This is a genomic window from Herbaspirillum sp. BH-1 (genome assembly GCF_002870055.1).
GTDB classification, from domain to species: Bacteria; Pseudomonadota; Gammaproteobacteria; order Burkholderiales; family Burkholderiaceae_D; genus Herbaspirillum; species Herbaspirillum frisingense.
Genome location: NZ_PKOI01000013.1, coordinates 1 through 17423, shown reverse-complemented (window position 1 = coordinate 17423; position 17423 = coordinate 1). Strand labels below are relative to the sequence as shown.

The window sequence follows — 17423 nt, the reverse complement described above, 5'->3', positions numbered from 1 at the left end:
TCCGGAAGGCGGCCATACTGGCGCGAACCCCGTTTGCTTGAACTGGCCCGGGGCCAGCCTATGCCCGCCTCCCCTGTTACCGCCATTTTTGAAGGGTCGTTTCCATGAGCTCAGCAGCCATTTCCTCCACCGCCACCGGCACCGCCCTCGACGGCTTCATCGCCGGCATGCCGAAAACCGAACTGCATCTGCATATCGAAGGCACGCTGGAACCCGAGCTGATGTTCGCCCTGGCCCAGCGCAACCAGGTCGATCTGCCCTACGCCTCGGTGGAAGACCTGCGCGCCGCCTACAACTTCAGCGACCTGCAGTCCTTCCTCGACCTCTACTACGCCGGCGCCAACGTGCTGCGCACCGAGCAGGACTTCTACGACATGACGGCTGCCTACATCGCCCGCGCCCAGGCCGACCAGGTGCGTCATGCAGAGATCTTCTTCGATCCGCAGACCCATACCGAGCGCGGCATTCCAATCGCCACCGTATTTGCCGGCATCGCCGGTGCGCTGCGCGATGCGCGTCGTCGCGATGGCTTCGGCAGCGTGATGATCATGTCCTTCCTGCGCCACCTGTCGGAAGAAGATGCCTTCGCCACCCTGGAGGCCGCCCTGCCGCTGCGCGAGCAATATGCCGACCTGTGGCTGGGCATCGGCCTGGATTCCTCCGAGCGCGGCAACCCGCCGGAGAAGTTCGAACGCGTCTATGCGCGCTGCCGCGAACTGGGCTTCCGCCTGGTGGCCCATGCCGGCGAGGAAGGCCCGGCCGCCTACGTCATCGGTGCGCTGGACGTGCTGCACGTGGAGCGCATCGACCATGGCGTGCGCAGCGAGGAAGACCCGGCCCTGATGCAGCGCCTGGCGCAGCAGCGCACGCCGCTGACGGTCTGCCCGCTGTCCAACCTGAAGCTGTGCGTGGTCAAGGACATGGCCGAACACAACCTGGCGCGCCTGCTCGATGCCGGGCTGGCGGTGACGGTCAACTCCGACGACCCGGCCTACTTCGGTGGCTACATGAATGCCAACTACCACGCCGTGGCGCGTTCGCTCGATCTGTCGCGCCAACAGGTACTGCAACTGGCACGCAATGGCATCGACGCCTGCTTCCTGTCCGACGAAGACAAGGCCATCCTGCATCAGGAACTGGAACAGTACGCCGCCGCCCACTGAGCGCAGCCCGCTTTGCCCCGCTTTCCGCCTTCCACGCCCGGCCCCGGCCGGGCGTTTTTGTTGGGCGAGACGCCGGCAAGCACGCTTCTTGCATGCGTGTGGCCCTGAATTGGCAACCGTCCCGTCCGTGAATGACGGCAACTGAACTACGCCATTGAGCAGGATTTTTGCCGGGAATCACGAGACGGATTGCCGACAATCTGTGGAACGCAGATCATGCCCTGCAACATGCCGACAAGCACTGGCCTTCAAGGCAGTACAGGCTGACGGGCGCTGCAGCGCAGCATCGAAACGCGGTAGATGGCTGAACCAAAGGGGGACACATTCCTCTCTTTTTGGTGCAGAATAAGCCCCGTTTTGTTGCATATCTGTTCCACGATTGTTGACGATTCCTGCACTCCCTCGTCATCCGGCGAAGACCTTCCAGACCAGAATGACCAGCCAGAGCACGATCACCATGAACAAAGCCAACAAGACCGCCCGCCCCCCTGCCCCCGCCACGCGTGCCAGTGCCAGTGCCAGTTCCGGTACCAGCGCCCGGGAGCGTGAACACACCGGGGCGGTCGAGGAGAGGATGTACCAGGACATCTACGACGCCATCATGGAACACCGGCTGCCGCCGCGGACCAAGCTGACCGAGCAGACGCTGTGCCAGATCTACGACACGGCCCGCCACACGGTGCGCAAGGTGCTCTCGCGACTGGCCTCGGAGGGCATGGTGGACCTGGAAGCCAATCGCGGCGCCTTCATCGCCAGTCCCTCGCACGCCGAGGTGCGCGACATGTTCGAGTTGCGCAACATCCTCGAACACGCGGTGCTGGAAAAGGTCGGGCAGGCCGCCGGGACGCGCCAGATCGCCGGCCTGCGGCGCATGGTGGAAGAAGAACGGGATTGCTATCTCAACGGCGACCGGCCGCGCTGGATCAGGCTCTCGGCCCAGTTCCACCTGGCGCTGGCGGAACTGACCGGCAACGCGTTGCTGGTGGAGACGCTGCGCAAGCTGGTCTCGCGCACCACGCTGATGATTGCCAAGACGGAGGCGCCGGGCCACAACGCCTGCTCCTTCGATGAACACGAGACCGTGCTGGAAGCGCTGGAACAGGGCGACATCGCCGCAGCCCAGTCGCATATGGCACATCACTTGCATTTGTGCGAGGACCGGGTACGGCCGGATGCGGATGACCAGTTCGATCTGCGCGCCGTGCTCGGCAAGGGACTGTGAACCACGGGCCGGCGCGCACATCCTGATTTCCCCCGACGGGGACCTCAGGAAGATGGAAGAAGGAAGTGAAAAAGGAAGTCAGCAACAGACAGGGCCACGTCGCGCGGCTCGCTGCAGTACCGACCGTGTGACCACCACCATGCCGCCAAGAGCATGCAGGAAGTCCGTTGAACAGCCCGGCCCCGGCCGGGCGTGATTCGTTTCGCCCCACCCTTTCTCTCTGATGGAGACCGGCCATGACTACCGATGCTTCCCCCGCCCCCTCTGCTTCCGGCCCTGCGCTTGCCGGCGCCACCGGCGGCAATGATGCGCGCCTGACCAATGAAGATCTCGCCCCGCTGAAAAAACAGACCTGGGGTTCCTACAACATCTTCGCCTTCTGGATGTCCGATGTGCACAGCGTGGGCGGCTATGTCTTCGCCGGCAGCCTGTTCGCACTGGGCCTGACCAGCTGGCAGGTGCTGATCTCGCTGCTGATCGGCATCAGCATCGTCTACCTGCTGTGCAATCTGGTGGCGCGTCCCAGCCAGGCGCATGGCGTGCCCTATCCGGTGATGAGCCGCTTGTCCTTCGGCGTGCTGGGGGCCAACGTGCCGGCCATGATCCGCGGCCTGATCGCGGTGGCCTGGTACGGCATCCAGACCTACCTGGCCTCGGCCGCCTTCGTGGTGGTGGTGCTGAAGTTCTTCCCCGAACTGAAGCCCTATGCCGATGTCCACGTGCACTCCTTCGCCGGCCTCTCGGCGCTGGGCTGGGGTGGCTTCCTGCTGCTGTGGGTGCTGCAGGCGCTGGTGTTCTGGAACGGCATGGAGACCATCAAGAAATTCATCGACTTTGCCGGACCGGCGGTGTACGTGGTGATGTTCCTGCTGGCCGGCTGGATGATCTACAAGGCCGGCTGGCAGAATGTCGGCCTGAACCTGGGCGAGATCAAGTACAGCGGCTGGGCGGCAGTCTCGGTGATGATCACGGCCATCTCGCTGGTGGTGTCCTACTTCTCCGGGCCGATGCTCAACTTCGGCGACTTTTCGCGCTACTGCCATAGCTTCGCCGATGTGAAGCGCGGCAACTTCTGGGGCCTGCCGGTGAACTTCCTGGCGTTCTCGATCGTCACCGTGGTGACCACCTCGGCCACCATTGCCGTCTTCGGTGAACTCATCACCGACCCGGTGGAAACCGTTTCGCGCATCGACAGCACCACGGCCGCGGTGATCGGTGCACTGACCTTCCTGACGGCCACCATCGGCATCAACATCGTGGCCAACTTCGTCTCGGCCGCCTTCGACTTTTCCAACCTCTCGCCCAGCCGCATCAGCTGGCGCGCCGGCGGCATGATCGCGGCCACGGCCTCGATCTTCATCACGCCCTGGAACCTGTTCGGCAATCCGGAAGTGATCCACTACACCCTGGATGTACTGGGCGGCTTCATCGGCCCGCTGTACGGCATCCTGTTGGCGGACTACTACCTGGTCAAGCAACGCCAGGTCAAGGTCGAGGACCTGTACACCATGCGTCCGGAGGGTCGCTACTGGTACACCAACGGGATCAACCGCGACGCCGTCAAGGCGCTGGTGCTGGCCGCTGCCGTCTGCGTGGCCTGCGTCATGCTGCCGCAATTGCGCAAGGCAGCCGACTTCTCCTGGTTCATCGGCGCGGCGCTGGGCTCGGTGTTCTACCTGATGTTCACGCGCAAGCGCTGAACGCCGTCGACATCGTCTCCCCTTGCATCAAGGAACAAGCATGCGCATCAAGCTGATCAATCCCAACACCACCATGAGCATGACCGAGGCCATGACCGCCTGCGCCCGCCAGGTGGCCGCGCCCGGCACCGAGATCACGGGCGTGAGCCCGCAGATGGGGCCGGCCTCGATCGAGAGCCACTATGACGAGGCGCTGGCCGTGCCGGGACTGCTGCAGGAAATCGACGAGGGCGAGCGCGCCGGCATGGATGCCTACGTGATCGCCTGCTTCGGCGACCCGGGACTGTCGGCGGCACGCGAGCTGGCCCGTGGTCCGGTGATCGGGATTGCCGAAGCGGCCATGCACATGGCCAGCCTGGTCGCCCCGTCCTTCTCGGTGGTGACCACGCTGGCACGCACCAGCGGCATGGCCTGGCACCTGGCCGAGCGCTACGGCATGCAGCGCTTCTGCCGCAACGTGCGCGCCTGCGAGATTGCGGTGCTGGAGCTGGAGAACCCGGCCTCCGATGCGCGTGCCCGCATCACCGAGGAATGCCGGCGTGCGCTGGCCGAAGACGGCGCCGAGGCCATCGTCCTGGGCTGTGCCGGCATGGCCGACCTGTGCGCGGCGATCGGTCGCGACATCGGTGCGCCGGTGATCGATGGCGTCACCGCCGCCGTCAAGCTGGCCGAGTCGCTGGTGGCACTGGGCCTGGGCACGGCCAAGGGTGGCGAATGGGCGCGCCCGCTGCCCAAGGCTTATCATGGTTTGCTCAGCGGTTTTGCACGCATCTGATTTCCCACGCGGCGCCGTTGTCGGGCGCTGCGGTTTTCTTTCTTGATAGCCAAACGAAGAACTTATGTCACAGCAACAAACTTACCCACGCGACCTCGCCGGCTACGGCCGCAACCCGCCGCACGCACACTGGCCCGGCCAGGCAAGGGTGGCGCTGCAATTCGTGCTGAACTACGAAGAAGGCGGCGAGAACTGCGTATTGCACGGCGACCCCGCCTCGGAGCAGTTCCTCTCGGAGATCGTGGGCGCGGCGGCGTATCCGGCGCGGCACATGTCGATGGAATCGATCTACGAATACGGCTCACGGGTGGGTGTCTGGCGCATCCTGCGCGAATTCGAAAAACGCGGCCTGCCCATGACCATCTTCGGCGTGGCCATGGCATTGCAGCGTTCACCCGACGTCACGCAGGCGTTCCAGGAGCTGGGTCATGAGATTGCCTGCCATGGCCTGCGCTGGATTCATTACCAGAGCATGGACATCGAGACCGAACGCGCCCACATGCGCGAGGCCGTGCAGATCTTCCGTGAACTCACCGGATCGGCCCCGCTGGGCTGGTACACCGGCCGCGATTCACCCAATACCCGGCAACTGGTGGTGGAGCATGGCGGTTTCGCCTATGACTCGGATTACTACGGCGACGACCTGCCGTTCTGGATCGAAGTCCAGACCGCCAGCGGCGAAAAGCGTCCACATCTGGTCGTCCCCTATACGCTGGACTCCAACGACATGCGCTTTGCCACGCCGCAGGGCTTCAACACCAGCGAGCATTTCTACCAGTACCTGAAGGATAGTTTCGACGTGCTGTACGAGGAGGGAGAAGAAGCGCCGAAGATGCTCTCCATCGGCATGCATTGCCGCCTGCTGGGACGTCCGGGGCGCTTCCGCGCCTTGCAGCGCTTCCTGGATTACGTGCAGTCACACGACAAGGTCTGGATCTGCCGCCGCATCGATATCGCCGAGCACTGGCAGAAGACGCATCCCTTCGCGCAACGCTGAAGAGAAGGGCGTCGGATGGCCGGACGCCCTGCATGACATCCTGCATCAGGACCGATGCCGCCAGCTTCTGCTGGCGGCATTTCTACTTGATGGAGGCGCCGCTCTCGAACCACTTGCCGATCACCGCCCGCTCGTCATCGGTGATGTGGGTCATGTTCCCCAGTGGCATGGACTTCTGCACCACGGCCTGTTGATAGATCTGCTGCGCATGCTGGGCGATGTTGTCGGGGCTATCCAGCAGCACGCCCTTGCCCGGCACCGGCATCAGCGTCGGCTTGGCCGCATGGCACTGGATGCAGCGCGCCTGTATCACCTGCTGCACCTGGGCAAACCCGCCAGCCGATGGCGATGTCGATGCCGCTGTTGCCGCGCCAGCAGCCTCGGCAGGCGTGGCAGCAGCAACCGGGGCAGCCGGGCTGGCCTGCATCGCCGGGCTCATCCAGATGATCACCGCCAGCAGCAACAACACGGCAGCTCCGGGATACCACCAGTTGTAGACACCCTTGTGGCGCAACACGAAGAACTGCCGGATCAGGGCGCCGGCGGCCATGATGAACAGCAGCACCAGCCAGTTATGCGGCGCGCTGTAGGTCATGCTGTAGTGATTGGACAGCATCGCGAACAACACCGGCAGGGTGAAGTAGGTGTTGTGCACGCTGCCCTGCTTGCCGCGCTTGCCGTGGATGGGGTCGGGCGCCTGCCCGGCACGCATCGACGCCACCATCTTGCGCTGGCCCGGGATGATCCACATCAGCACGTTGGCACTCATGATGGTGGCCAGCGAGGCACCGCTGATGAGGAAGGCCGCCCGTCCCGAGAACAGATGGCAGGCCGCCCATACCGAGACGATCACCTGCAGACCCACCAGCAGGTTGACCAGCCGGTCCGCACCGGGACGGTCACCGATGGTGCTGCAGATGGCGTCGTAGATCAGCCAGTTGAAAAGCAGGAAGGCGATGGCAGTGCCGCCGGCCATCGAGGCCGACATGTCGAACACGTTGCGGTCCACCAGGAACACGTTGGCATTGAACAGGTACAGCAGTGAAAACAGGGCGAAGCCCGACAACCAGGTACTGTAGGACTCCCAGTAGAACCAGTGCAGATGCTCCGGCAAGGCCTTGGGCGCGAGCAGGTATTTCTGCGGATTGTAGAAGCCGCCACCGTGGACCGCCCACAGTTCGCCACCGACGCCTTTTTCCTTCAGCTCGGGATCGGTGGGCGCCACCAGGCTGTTGTCCAGCCAGACGAAATAGAAGGACGAACCGATCCAGGCAATGGCCGTGATCACGTGCAGCCAGCGCAGCAGCAGGTTCAGCCAGTCGAGTAGATATGCTTCCATGATGTTCCGCTCTCAAGTACCGCCGATCATTCCCCCATCACGACCAGGGGTGATCCATTTCCGGGATTGCCGCCCCGCCGTTCCGGGCGCGCCATCCATGCACCCGGGGACCGACAGTGTAGCCAATTCCGGCTCGCGCCACGCAGGCGGCGCGCCAACAAAAAATGCCGGATCGAATGATCCGGCATCGCCATGATGCTGCCAGCAGCGGCAGCGACCGGACCGCTTAGAAGTGGTACTCGGCGCGCACCATCGGGGTCTTGGCCAGCGAGCCCGGGACGTTGGACGGGTTGCCGAACTTGTTGCGCCAGTACTGGTATTCCAGACCGACGCGGAAGGTGTTCTTGCCCATGCCCAGCGGGGTGCCGACGTCATACATGATCTGGCCGTCGAAGTTGACTTCGGGACCGGTGGAACCACCGAACTCGTTCTTGCCCTTGGCGGCGATATAGTTCATGTAGCCTTCGAAGGCCAGGCCGGTCGAACCCAGCGGGATACCCCAGGCCAGGTTCAGCATCGGGTGGGTATCGTAGGTATAGCGGCTGCTGATGCCCTTGGGCTGGTTGCTTTCGAACAGTGCCAGCACGCTCACGTTGAGGAAGCCAGGCACATCCATCATCAGGGTCGGACCGACCACCAGCATGCGCTTCTTGGAGGCATAGCTGTTGTCGTTCTTGGTGTTCCAGTCGAAGCCCAGGGTCAGGCCCACGCTGCGTGCCGGGCCGAAGGCCAGGTTCTTGCCGCTGATCTTGCTGAAATCGAGGGTATGACGATAGGTGATGTAGGCTTCCTGCGCATTGTCATCCTTGCTGTCGGACATCAGCAGGTCGACGTTGAGGAAGTTGGTACCGTACTTGTAGCCGCTGGCGTGCTGGAAGTTGACGATGTTCTTGGTGATGTCCTGCGAGTTGTACGGCTCGGCGAAGCGGGTGCCGTAGCGATAGCCAATCGAGTTGTCAGCCCAGTCGGCGGCCTGCGCCGACATGCTGCCGGCTGCCGAGGCGACCACGGCCGCCATCATCCAGTACTTCCCCTTGATACCCTTGTTCATAAGTTTCTCCCTGTATTGCTACTGTAAAAAATGCTGTTGGACCGGATCTCCGTGTTCATCCCGTGGCGTCCTGCACTCTCCCCGCCACCGGATGAAACCGGCCATTCCGCTGTGCTTACCTGTCAAATAAGGCCTGGCAAATTGCTGACAGCACTGCCGACACCCGCACCGACGGCAGCCATTACGCAAAGCCCGTGCCAGCCCTTCCGAGGGCTTCGGTTGACTTGTCTGCGGCGGTCAAAAACACGAGTCGCTTTCCCCCGAAAGGACAGGCATCGGCCCGCGCAGGGGCGCAATCCTAGCCGAGTCCGGGCCGAATCCCAAGGGCCCGCGGGCGACACCCCGGGTCCGTCGCTTCGATTGTCAACAATCAACCCGCTCTTCCCGCAACCGACAGGGAACAGGCAAAGGCGCAGCCGATAAGCCTTCCAGCCCCGTCATCGCATTTTTTTTAGTGCATTTTTATCTATGAAGGTGCAGACAAGCACCAAATTGTCGCAAATGGATTTTTTGATTGTCGACAAAAAATCCAGGCGCTGTCGATCATTGCCCTGCGGCTTGCTGACCGGCCTGCCGACCGGATTACGCTTGCGGCCGCGAGCCGCAGGGAGCGTGAGGGTACTCGGCGGGGTCGGTCGGCGCTTGGCACATTAAATGCTTTTAGCCGGTGGGAATCTGCCATTCAAACGAACCAGGAAGGGAAGTCCACCGTGCATTCCAGCAAGTTCTTCAAATTCGGCATCAGCCTGCTGCTGGGCGCCAGCTGCGCCCTCGCGGCCGCCCAGGAAACCAGGATCAAGTTCCAGCTCGACTGGCGTTTCGAGGGTCCGTCGGCCCTGTTCCTGGTGGCCAAGTCCAAGGGTTACTTCGCCCAGGAAAAACTGGATGTCACCATCGACGCCGGCAATGGCTCGGGCAATGCGGTCAACCGCGTGGCCTCGGGCACCTATGACATGGGCTTCGCCGACATGGCCGCGCTGATGGAATTCACCGCCAACAACCCGGATGCGCCGGGCAAGCCGGTGGGCGTGATGATGGTCTACAACGACACGCCGGCGGCGATCTTCTCGCTCAAGAAATCCGGCATCAAGAAACCGGCCGACCTGGTCGGCAAGAAGCTGGGGTCACCGGTATTCGACGCCGGTCGCCGTGCCTATCCCATCTTTGCCAAGGCCAACGGCCTGGATGCCACCAAGACCCAGTGGACCAGCATGGACCCGCCGCTGCGTGAAACCATGCTGGCCCGCGGCGATGTGGATGCCATCACCGGTTTCTACTTCACCTCGCTGCTGAACCTCAATGCCCGCGGCATCAAGGATGAAGACATCAACGTGATGATGTATCCGGACTATGGCGTGCGTCTGTACGGCAACGCCATCATCGCCTCCGACGCCATGGTCAAGCAGAAGCCGGAAGCCATCAAGGGCTTCCTGCGCGCCTTCGCCAAGGCCAGCCGTGACGTGATGGCCAATCCGGACGCCGCCATCAAAGTGCTCAAGGAGCGCGACGGCCTGATCGACGAAAAACTCGAACTGCGTCGCCTCAAGCTGGCCATCGCCAGCGCCATCGCCACGCCGCATGCCAAGTCGGAAGGCTATGGCCAGGTGTATGGCCCGCGCCTGACGCTGATGGCCTCGCAGGTCTCGGATGCCTACGGCACCAAGACCCGGGTCAATGCCGACAAGATCTGGAATGCCAGCTTCCTGCCCTCCAAGGCCGAGCTGGACGTGTTCCCGAAGTAAATCATTTATATTTTTTCCGGCCACGACCCTGGCTGGCCACAACAGGCCAGCCAGGATCAAGGCCGCATCCTTGGCAGACCGTTTCCATGAGCGAACCCTTCGTCGATTTCCGCCACGTCTACCTGGCCTATGATGGCGCCACCGATTTTGCGGTGGAAGACATCGACCTGCAGACCCGTGCGGGCGAATTCATCGCCATCGTCGGCCCCTCCGGCTGCGGCAAGTCGACCTTCATGAAACTGGCCACGGGCCTGAAGCAAGCCAATCGCGGCAGCGTCGTCATCGATGGTCAGCCGGTGACCGGGCCGCTGAAGTTCGTGGGCATGGCCTTCCAGGCGCCGACCCTGTTGCCGTGGCGCACTACGCTGGACAACGTGCTGTTGCCGCTGGAGATCGTCGAGCCCTACCGGCGCGACTTCAAGCAGAAGAAGGCCGAATACACCGAGCGCGCCCTGGAACTGTTGAAGACCGTAGGCCTGGAAGGCTATGCCGACAAGTTTCCCTGGCAACTGTCGGGCGGCATGCAGCAACGCGCCTCGATCTGCCGGGCGCTGATCCACGAACCCAAGATGCTGTTGCTGGACGAGCCCTTCGGCGCGCTCGACGCCTTCACTCGCGAGGAACTGTGGTGCGTGCTGCGCGACCTGTGGGCCGAGCGCCGCTTCAACGTCATCCTGGTCACGCATGACCTGCGCGAAGCCGCCTTCCTGGCCGACACCATCTACGTGATGAGCAAGCGCCCGGGGCGCATCGTGGTGCGCCGCGAAAACCCGCTGCCGCGCCCCTGCGAGCTGGAAACCACCTATACCGACGGCTTCAACGCGCTGGTGCATGAACTGCGCGAGCACATCGGCCATGTGCGCAATACCTGACCCTGATCGACCGGCCAAGGACCCAACATGAAAACACCGTTCAAGGGCAAGCTCAACCAGGCCGCCACCACCCTCGCGCCGTGGTTCCTGCTGATCGTCATCCTCGGCATCTGGCAGTTCATCTGCAGTGTCTGGCAGGTCTCGGACTTCATCTTCCCCAGTCCGGCCTCCATCCTGCAGGCCATGGTGGACTATGCCGGGCCGATCACCGAGCATGCGCTCTCGACCTTCTGGGTCACCATGGTGGGCTTTGCCATTGCGGTGTTCGTGGGGGTGACGCTGGGCTTCGTGATCGGCTCCTCGCCCATGCTGTATGCCGCCGCCTATCCCCTGATGACGGCCTTCAATGCCCTGCCCAAGGCGGCCTTCGTGCCGGTACTGGTGGTCTGGTTCGGGATCGGGGCGGGGCCGGCGATCCTGACGGCCTTCCTGATTTCCTTCTTCCCCATCATGGTCAACATCGCCACCGGGCTGGCCACGCTGGAGCCAGAGCTGGAGGACGTGCTGCGCGTGCTGGGCGCACGCCGCATGGATATCCTGCTCAAAGTGGGCCTGCCGCGCTCGATGCCCTACTTCTTCGCCTCGCTGAAGGTGGCCATCACGCTGGCCTTCGTGGGTTCCACGGTTTCCGAGATGAATGCCTCCAACCAGGGCATCGGCTATCTGCTGGTGTCGGCCGGGTCGTCGATGAAGATGCCGCTGGCCTTTGCCGGGCTGGTGGTGATCGGCGCCATGGCCATGGCGATGTACGAACTGTTTGCGATCATCGAACGGCGCACCACCGGCTGGGCGCATCGCGGAAAATGAAACAAATCGGGCTTTGCGCCACAGCGCCGGAGCCAACACGGCGAAAGCGGTATGCGGCGCGGCCCAATTTGTCTATGATGTCGCGCGGGCGCGCCGGCTGCTGGCGACCGGCACGGTAGGCCGCAGCAGGCAGTTGAAGAAACCGGGGCAGAGGGGCTGCCCGCGACCATCGAAGCAACAACGATACGAAACCACAGGGAAATCACGTGAGCGCAGTTCCACTCCGTCTTGAAATCAGCCATGTGCGCAAGTCCTATCCAGGCGTGCTGGCCAACGACGATGTCAGCCTGGCGGTCGCGCCTGGCGAGATCCACGCCGTGCTCGGAGAGAACGGCGCGGGCAAGTCCACCTTGATGAAGATCATCTTTGGCGCGGTCAAGCCCGATGCCGGCGAACTCCGCTGGAACGGCGAGACCGTGCAGATCGCCAATCCGCAGGTGGCGCGCAAGCTGGGCATCGCCATGGTGTTCCAGCATTTCTCGCTGTTCGATACCTTGACGGTGACCGAGAACATCGCCCTGGGCCTGGATGCCAAGACCGACCTGAAGGAACTGGCCGAGCGCATCACCCGTACCGGCGAGAAATACGGCCTGGAACTGGAACCGCAACGTCATGTGCACACCCTGTCGGTGGGCGAGCGCCAGCGCGTGGAAATCGTGCGCGCCCTGCTGACCGAGCCGCAACTGCTGATCCTGGACGAGCCGACCTCGGTGCTGACGCCGCAGGCGGTGGAAAAACTCTTCGTCACACTGCGTCGCCTGGCCGACGAGGGTTGCAGCATCCTCTACATCAGCCACAAGCTCGACGAGATCCGCGCCCTGTGCCATAGCGCCACGGTGATGCGCGGCGGTCGCGTGACCGGCAACTGCGATCCGCGCAATGAAAGCAGCGCCAGCCTGTCGCGCATGATGATCGGCGACGAACTGGTGCGCCTGCAGCGCGAGCGCAATCCGGATTCGCAGCGCAATGAGCGCAAGCTGCACGTTAATCGCCTGTCGCTGCCCAAGGCCCACCTGTTCGCCACCGAACTGAAAGACATCGAGTGCGAAGTGCGGGCTGGCGAGATCGTCGGCATCGCCGGGGTGTCCGGCAATGGTCAGCAGGAATTGCTGGCGGCGCTGTCGGGCGAGGACCAGCGCGCCGCGCCCAACATGATCATGCTGGGCGGCAAGGCGGTCGGCGATCTGTCGCCCAACCCGCGTCGCGCCGCCGGCCTCGGCCTGGTGCCGGAAGAACGCCTGGGACGCGGTGCCGTCCCCACGCTCTCGCTGACGGCCAACATGTTGCTGTCACACCAGAAGGCGCCTTACGTGAAGCGCGGCATGATCGATTTCGCCTTCACCCGGCGCGCCGCAGCCTCCATCATCGAACGCTTCAAGGTCAAGGCGGCAGGCCCCGATGCGCCGGCCAAGAGTCTCTCGGGCGGCAATCTGCAGAAATTCATCGTCGGCCGCGAGATGGAGCGCAAGCCCGCCGTCTTCGTGGTGGCACAGCCGACCTGGGGCGTGGACGTGGGCGCGGCGGCACAGATCCACGGCGAAATCTTGAAACTGAAACAGGAAGGGTGTGCGGTGCTGGTGATCTCGGAAGAACTTGACGAATTATTCGCGTTATGTGATCGCCTGCACGTCATCGCCAAGGGTCGGCTGTCGCCCTCCATTCCCATCGAGCAAGCCACCCGCGAGCAGGTCGGCGTGTGGATGAGCGGCTTGTGGGATGCGCCCGCCGCCACGGAGGTGGGTCATGGCTGAGCGCTTGGGTTTCCCGCTGCGCCTGGAGCTGCGTGGCGCACCGTCGAAGACGATGACCTACCTCTCGCCGGTGATCGCCATCGTCGCCACGCTGCTGCTGGGCGCGCTGCTGTTCCTGGCACTGGGCAAGGACCCGCTGGCCGGGTTGAAGGTGTTCCTGGTCGATCCCTTCAGTGGCAAGCGCGCCATCAGCGAACTGTTGCTCAAATCGATACCGCTGATCCTGTGTGCGCTGGGACTGGCAGTGTGCTTCCGCGCCAGCATCTGGAACATCGGCGCAGAGGGCCAGTTCACGGTCGGCGCGCTGTGCTCGGGCGCCATGCTGGTCTGGCTGGATGTGCCGGGACATGGCATCTCCGGCGGCATGGGTCTGGTGCTCATGATCCTGGCCGGCGTGGTCGGCGGGGCGCTGTGGGCGGCGGTGACGGCCTACCTGCGCGACCAGTTCAATGCCAATGAAATCCTGGTGTCGCTGATGCTGACCTATGTGGCGCAGCTGTTACTGATGTGGGCCGTCAATGGTCCGCTGAAGGACCCCAATGGCATGAACTTCCCGCAATCGAAGGTGTTCTCCAGCGAATTCATGCTGCCCATGCTGCTCTCCGGCACGCGCCTGCATGTGGGCTTTGCGGTGACCATCGTGCTGGCGGTGCTGATGGCGATCTTCATGATGCGCAGCCTGCGCGGCTTTTCGCTGATGGTGGGCGGGGTGGCGCCGCATGCGGCGCGCTACGCGGGCTTCTCGGCACGTTCGGCGCTGTGGGTGTCGCTCTTGATCTCGGGAGCCTTCGCCGGCCTGGCCGGGGCGTTCGAGATCGCCGGGCCGATCGGCCAGTTGCTGCCGTCGGTATCGCCGGGCTATGGCTTCGCGGCGATCATCGTGGCCTTCATCGGCCGCCTGCATCCGATCGGCGCGATCCTGGGCGGGCTGATCATGTCGCTGCTGTATCTGGGCGGCGAGCTGGCGCAGTCGCGCCTGGGCCTGCCATCGGCCATCACCGGGGTCTTCCAGGGCATGCTGCTGTTCCTGCTGCTGGCCTGCGATACCTTGATCGATTACCGCCTGGCGTGGAAAAAGAAAGTCTAAGGAATCAGGACAGGACATGGAACAACTCGCTCCTCTCATCGCAGCCTCCATCAATGCCGGCACACCCTTGCTGCTGGCGGCCATCGGGCTGTTGATCAATGAACGCTCCGGCGTGCTCAACCTGGGCGCCGAGGGCATGATGCTGGTGGCGGCCATCGCCGGTTTCGCTGTCGGCTACGCCACCAAGAGCCCGCTGCTGGGCTTCATGGCCGGTGCCGTGTGCGGCATGCTGATGGCTACGCTGTTCGCCTGGCTGGCGCTGCGCCTGGCCACCAACCAGGTGGCTACCGGCCTGGCGCTGTCGATCTTCGGCGCGGGGCTGTCGGCGTTCGTCGGCCAGCGCTTCGTCGGACTGGCGCTGCCGGCCCAACCCAATTCGATTCCCCTGCTGGCAGACATTCCCTTCCTGGGCAAGGCGCTGTTCCACCAGCACTGGATGAGCTACGTGGCGCTGGCGCTGTGCCTGGCCAGCATCTGGTTCCTGTATCGCACGCGCGCCGGCCTGGTGCTGCGCGCGGTGGGCGAGTCGCCGGAGTCGGCCCATGCGCTGGGCTATTCGGTACGCGGCATCCGCTATCTGGCGCTGCTGTTCGGCGGTGCCTGCTGCGGACTGGCCGGGGCCTATATGTCGCTGGTCTATACCCCGATGTGGGTGGAGGGCCTGGTGGCCGGACGTGGCTGGATCGCGCTGGCCCTGACCGCGTTCGCCACCTGGCGTCCGGCGCGGGTGCTGCTGGGTTCACTGCTGTTCGGCGGCGTCACCATCGCCCAGTTCTACCTGCAGGGCATGGGCGTGACGGTGCCGTCGCAGATCCTGTCGATGGCGCCCTACCTGGCCACCATCGTGGTGCTGGCGCTGATCTCGCGCAACCCCGACTGGATCCGCCTGAACATGCCGGCTTCGCTGGGCAAGCCCTTCCGTCCGGGGGCGTCCTGATCGGCGCAGATGGTCTTTGCGGCCTTCGTTTTTTGTTTTCGTTTCGTTCCGTTTTTGTAGCAGCACCTGTATTTATCCACTGACCTTGAGGGAGAACACAATGAAGATTTCGCGCAGGGCATCCTTGACGATGCTCGCCACCCTGGCGGCAGCAACCCTGATCGGTTGCGGCAAGAAGGAAGAACCTGCTGCCGCCGCGCCTGCTGCTGCGCCGGCCGCCGCCGCTCCCGTCGCCGATCCGCTGAAGGTAGCCTTCGTCTACATCGGCCCGGTGGGCGATGCCGGCTGGACCTTCGCCCACGACAAGGGTCGCAAGGCCGTCGAGGAAAAGTTCGGCGACAAGGTCAAGACCACCTTCGTGGAAAACATTCCTGAATCCGCAGCCGACGCCGAGCGCGTGTTCCGCCAGCTGGCCACCGATGGCAACAAGCTGATCTTCGGCACCACCTTCGGCTACATGGAAGCCATGCTGAAGGTCGCCAAGGAATTCCCGGACGTCAAGTTCGAACACGCCACCGGCTTCAAGACCGCCGACAACCTGGCGCAATACGACGTGCGTACCTATGAGGGCGCCTACCTGGCCGGCGTGGTCGCGGGCAAGATGAGCAAGTCCGGCAAGCTGGGCGTGGTGGCTTCGGTGCCTATCCCCGAAGTGATCCGCAATATCGACTCCTTCACCCTGGGTGCGCGTTCGGTGAACCCCAAGGCGACCACCGCCGTGGTCTGGGTGAACAAGTGGTTCGATCCGGGCAAGGAACGTGAAGCCGCCACCACCCTGATCGGCCAGGGCGTGGACGTGCTGATGCAGAACACCGACTCCGCCGCCGTGGTCCAGACCGCGCAGGAAAAGGGCGTCTATGCCTTCGGTTGGGACAGCGACATGACCAGCTTCGGCCCCAAGGCCCACCTGGCCGCCTCGATGATCAACTGGGGCGTGTACTACACCGCCCGCGTGCAGGCAGTGCTGGATGGCTCGTGGAAGAGCAGCACCAGCTGGATCGGCCTGAAGGAAAACGGCATCGACCTGGCCGCCTTCAATCCGGAACTGCCGGCTGACGTGAAGACCCTGGTGGAAGAGCGCAAGAAGGGCATCGTCGATGGCTCCGCGCCGATCTGGAAGGGTCCGATCAAGGACAACGCCGGCAAGGAAGTGCTGGGCAAGGACGCCGTGGCCGATGACGGCTTCCTGCATGGGATCAAGTTCTACGTCGAAGGCGTGGACGGCAAGGTTCCGGGCTGATTGTTACGGTATTACCGTGGTACGGGCGCAGTCACGGCGCCCGTACCGGGAGTGAGCATGAAAGGCCGCTGGCACCGCGAGGTGTCGGCGGCTTTTTTTTGGCAAATCGGCATTCCACAGAGGATGCCTCTCGTCTATATATTGCCTCCCTACAATTTTTTGATGCGCGATTTCGGCCTGTGGGCGGTGCGGCGGATATCCGCTGAAAGCCGCGATCCACCGCTATCGCAGCCGCATCCTGCCTGTATAATGCACAGCCATCCCGGGCGGAAAGCTGGCTTTTTCCTTCACTTTCTGCCGCATTGAACTACAGGATTTATGCAAAAAGCCCGCAAACCGATCGAAATCAAAATTTCCACTGTGGTTGCCATTTCGGCAATCCTGCATGAAACTGATCCGACTTCGCTGGAATCCGCCTTGAAGGAAATGACCGGTGGCGTGGCCGACTTCTTCGAGGACGAGTTCGCGGTCCTCGATATCGGCTCCCTGGACGCCGAGGCGGCTGCCGGCATCGACTGGAGCGCCGTGGTGGCGCTGTTCAAGCGCTTCCGCCTGAACACGGTGGCGGTGCGCAACGCGCCCGAGCAATTGCACGCCGGCATCGTCGGCCACGGACTGGCCATCGATACCTCGGCGGTGTCCGGCGCCGGTGCGGCCAATGCCCGCGCCCAGGAGGCCGCCCAGGAATCCGTGGCTGCCCCCGCACCGGCTCCCGCGCCTGTCGCTGCTGCACCGGCACC

15 protein-coding genes and 1 pseudogene are annotated in these 17423 nt (G+C 63.6%); 14 read left to right on the top strand and 2 right to left on the bottom strand.

Translation table 11 applies throughout. The annotated features are described in order from the left end of the window. Window positions 1-104 precede the first annotated feature (104 nt). The 5 genes from HBH1_RS16785 to puuE all read left to right on the top strand — a co-directional run bounded on the left by HBH1_RS16785 (window position 105) and on the right by puuE (window position 5857). A complete protein-coding gene (locus HBH1_RS16785) occupies window positions 105-1163 on the top strand; it encodes an adenosine deaminase (RefSeq protein ID WP_077236166.1) in 1059 nt (352 codons plus the stop codon). Window positions 1164-1620: 457 nt separating this feature from the next. Then, a complete protein-coding gene (locus tag HBH1_RS16780; protein WP_102663750.1) occupies window positions 1621-2385 on the top strand; it encodes a GntR family transcriptional regulator in 765 nt (254 codons plus the stop codon). Window positions 2386-2621: 236 nt separating this feature from the next. Beyond that, window positions 2622-4085, top strand: coding sequence for an NCS1 family nucleobase:cation symporter-1 (locus HBH1_RS16775; RefSeq protein ID WP_102663667.1), 1464 nt, complete (start codon window positions 2622-2624; stop codon window positions 4083-4085). A gap of 40 nt (window positions 4086-4125) precedes the next feature. Next, complete coding sequence (locus tag HBH1_RS16770; protein WP_102663666.1) at window positions 4126-4860, top strand: aspartate/glutamate racemase family protein; 735 nt, start codon at window positions 4126-4128, stop codon at window positions 4858-4860. Between the two features lie 64 nt (window positions 4861-4924). Next, a complete protein-coding gene (gene puuE, locus HBH1_RS16765; protein WP_102663665.1) occupies window positions 4925-5857 on the top strand; it encodes an allantoinase PuuE in 933 nt (310 codons plus the stop codon). 82 nt (window positions 5858-5939) lie between these two features. On the opposite strand, the gene HBH1_RS16760 is transcribed toward puuE, so the two are convergent. Both HBH1_RS16760 and HBH1_RS16755 read right to left on the bottom strand, forming a co-directional pair. Further along, window positions 5940-7196, bottom strand: coding sequence for a urate hydroxylase PuuD (locus tag HBH1_RS16760; protein ID WP_102663664.1), 1257 nt, complete (start codon window positions 7194-7196; stop codon window positions 5940-5942). Between the two features lie 226 nt (window positions 7197-7422). Then, window positions 7423-8247, bottom strand: coding sequence for an outer envelope protein (locus HBH1_RS16755; protein ID WP_102663663.1), 825 nt, complete (start codon window positions 8245-8247; stop codon window positions 7423-7425). Window positions 8248-8957: 710 nt separating this feature from the next. Here HBH1_RS16755 and HBH1_RS16750 point away from each other — a divergent pair. The 9 genes and pseudogenes from HBH1_RS16750 to HBH1_RS16715 all read left to right on the top strand — a co-directional run. Further along, window positions 8958-9989, top strand: coding sequence for an ABC transporter substrate-binding protein (locus HBH1_RS16750; RefSeq protein ID WP_102663662.1), 1032 nt, complete (start codon window positions 8958-8960; stop codon window positions 9987-9989). A gap of 86 nt (window positions 9990-10075) precedes the next feature. After that, window positions 10076-10861: an ABC transporter ATP-binding protein gene (locus HBH1_RS16745; RefSeq protein WP_102663661.1), complete on the top strand. Its 786-nt coding sequence runs from the start codon at window positions 10076-10078 to the stop codon at window positions 10859-10861. A 27-nt stretch (window positions 10862-10888) separates the two neighbouring features. Further along, window positions 10889-11668, top strand: coding sequence for an ABC transporter permease (locus tag HBH1_RS16740; protein ID WP_102663660.1), 780 nt, complete (start codon window positions 10889-10891; stop codon window positions 11666-11668). Window positions 11669-11874: 206 nt separating this feature from the next. Next, entirely contained in the window at window positions 11875-13419 is a 1545-nt protein-coding gene (locus HBH1_RS16735) for an ABC transporter ATP-binding protein (RefSeq protein WP_039873925.1), read from the top strand. Further along, window positions 13412-14506: an ABC transporter permease gene (locus HBH1_RS16730; protein WP_102663659.1), complete on the top strand. Its 1095-nt coding sequence runs from the start codon at window positions 13412-13414 to the stop codon at window positions 14504-14506. The genes HBH1_RS16735 and HBH1_RS16730 overlap by 8 nt, the downstream gene beginning before the upstream one ends. A gap of 16 nt (window positions 14507-14522) precedes the next feature. Continuing rightward, complete coding sequence (locus tag HBH1_RS16725; protein ID WP_077236177.1) at window positions 14523-15443, top strand: ABC transporter permease; 921 nt, start codon at window positions 14523-14525, stop codon at window positions 15441-15443. A gap of 100 nt (window positions 15444-15543) precedes the next feature. After that, entirely contained in the window at window positions 15544-16683 is a 1140-nt protein-coding gene (locus HBH1_RS16720) for a BMP family ABC transporter substrate-binding protein (RefSeq protein ID WP_102663658.1), read from the top strand. Window positions 16684-16740: 57 nt separating this feature from the next. Further along, window positions 16741-16989, top strand: a complete 249-nt coding sequence (locus HBH1_RS24985) for a hypothetical protein (protein WP_146012874.1) — start codon at window positions 16741-16743, stop codon at window positions 16987-16989. Window positions 16990-17001: 12 nt separating this feature from the next. Beyond that, window positions 17002-17423 (top strand): annotated as a pseudogene (locus HBH1_RS16715) (septum site-determining protein MinC); the annotation flags it as partial.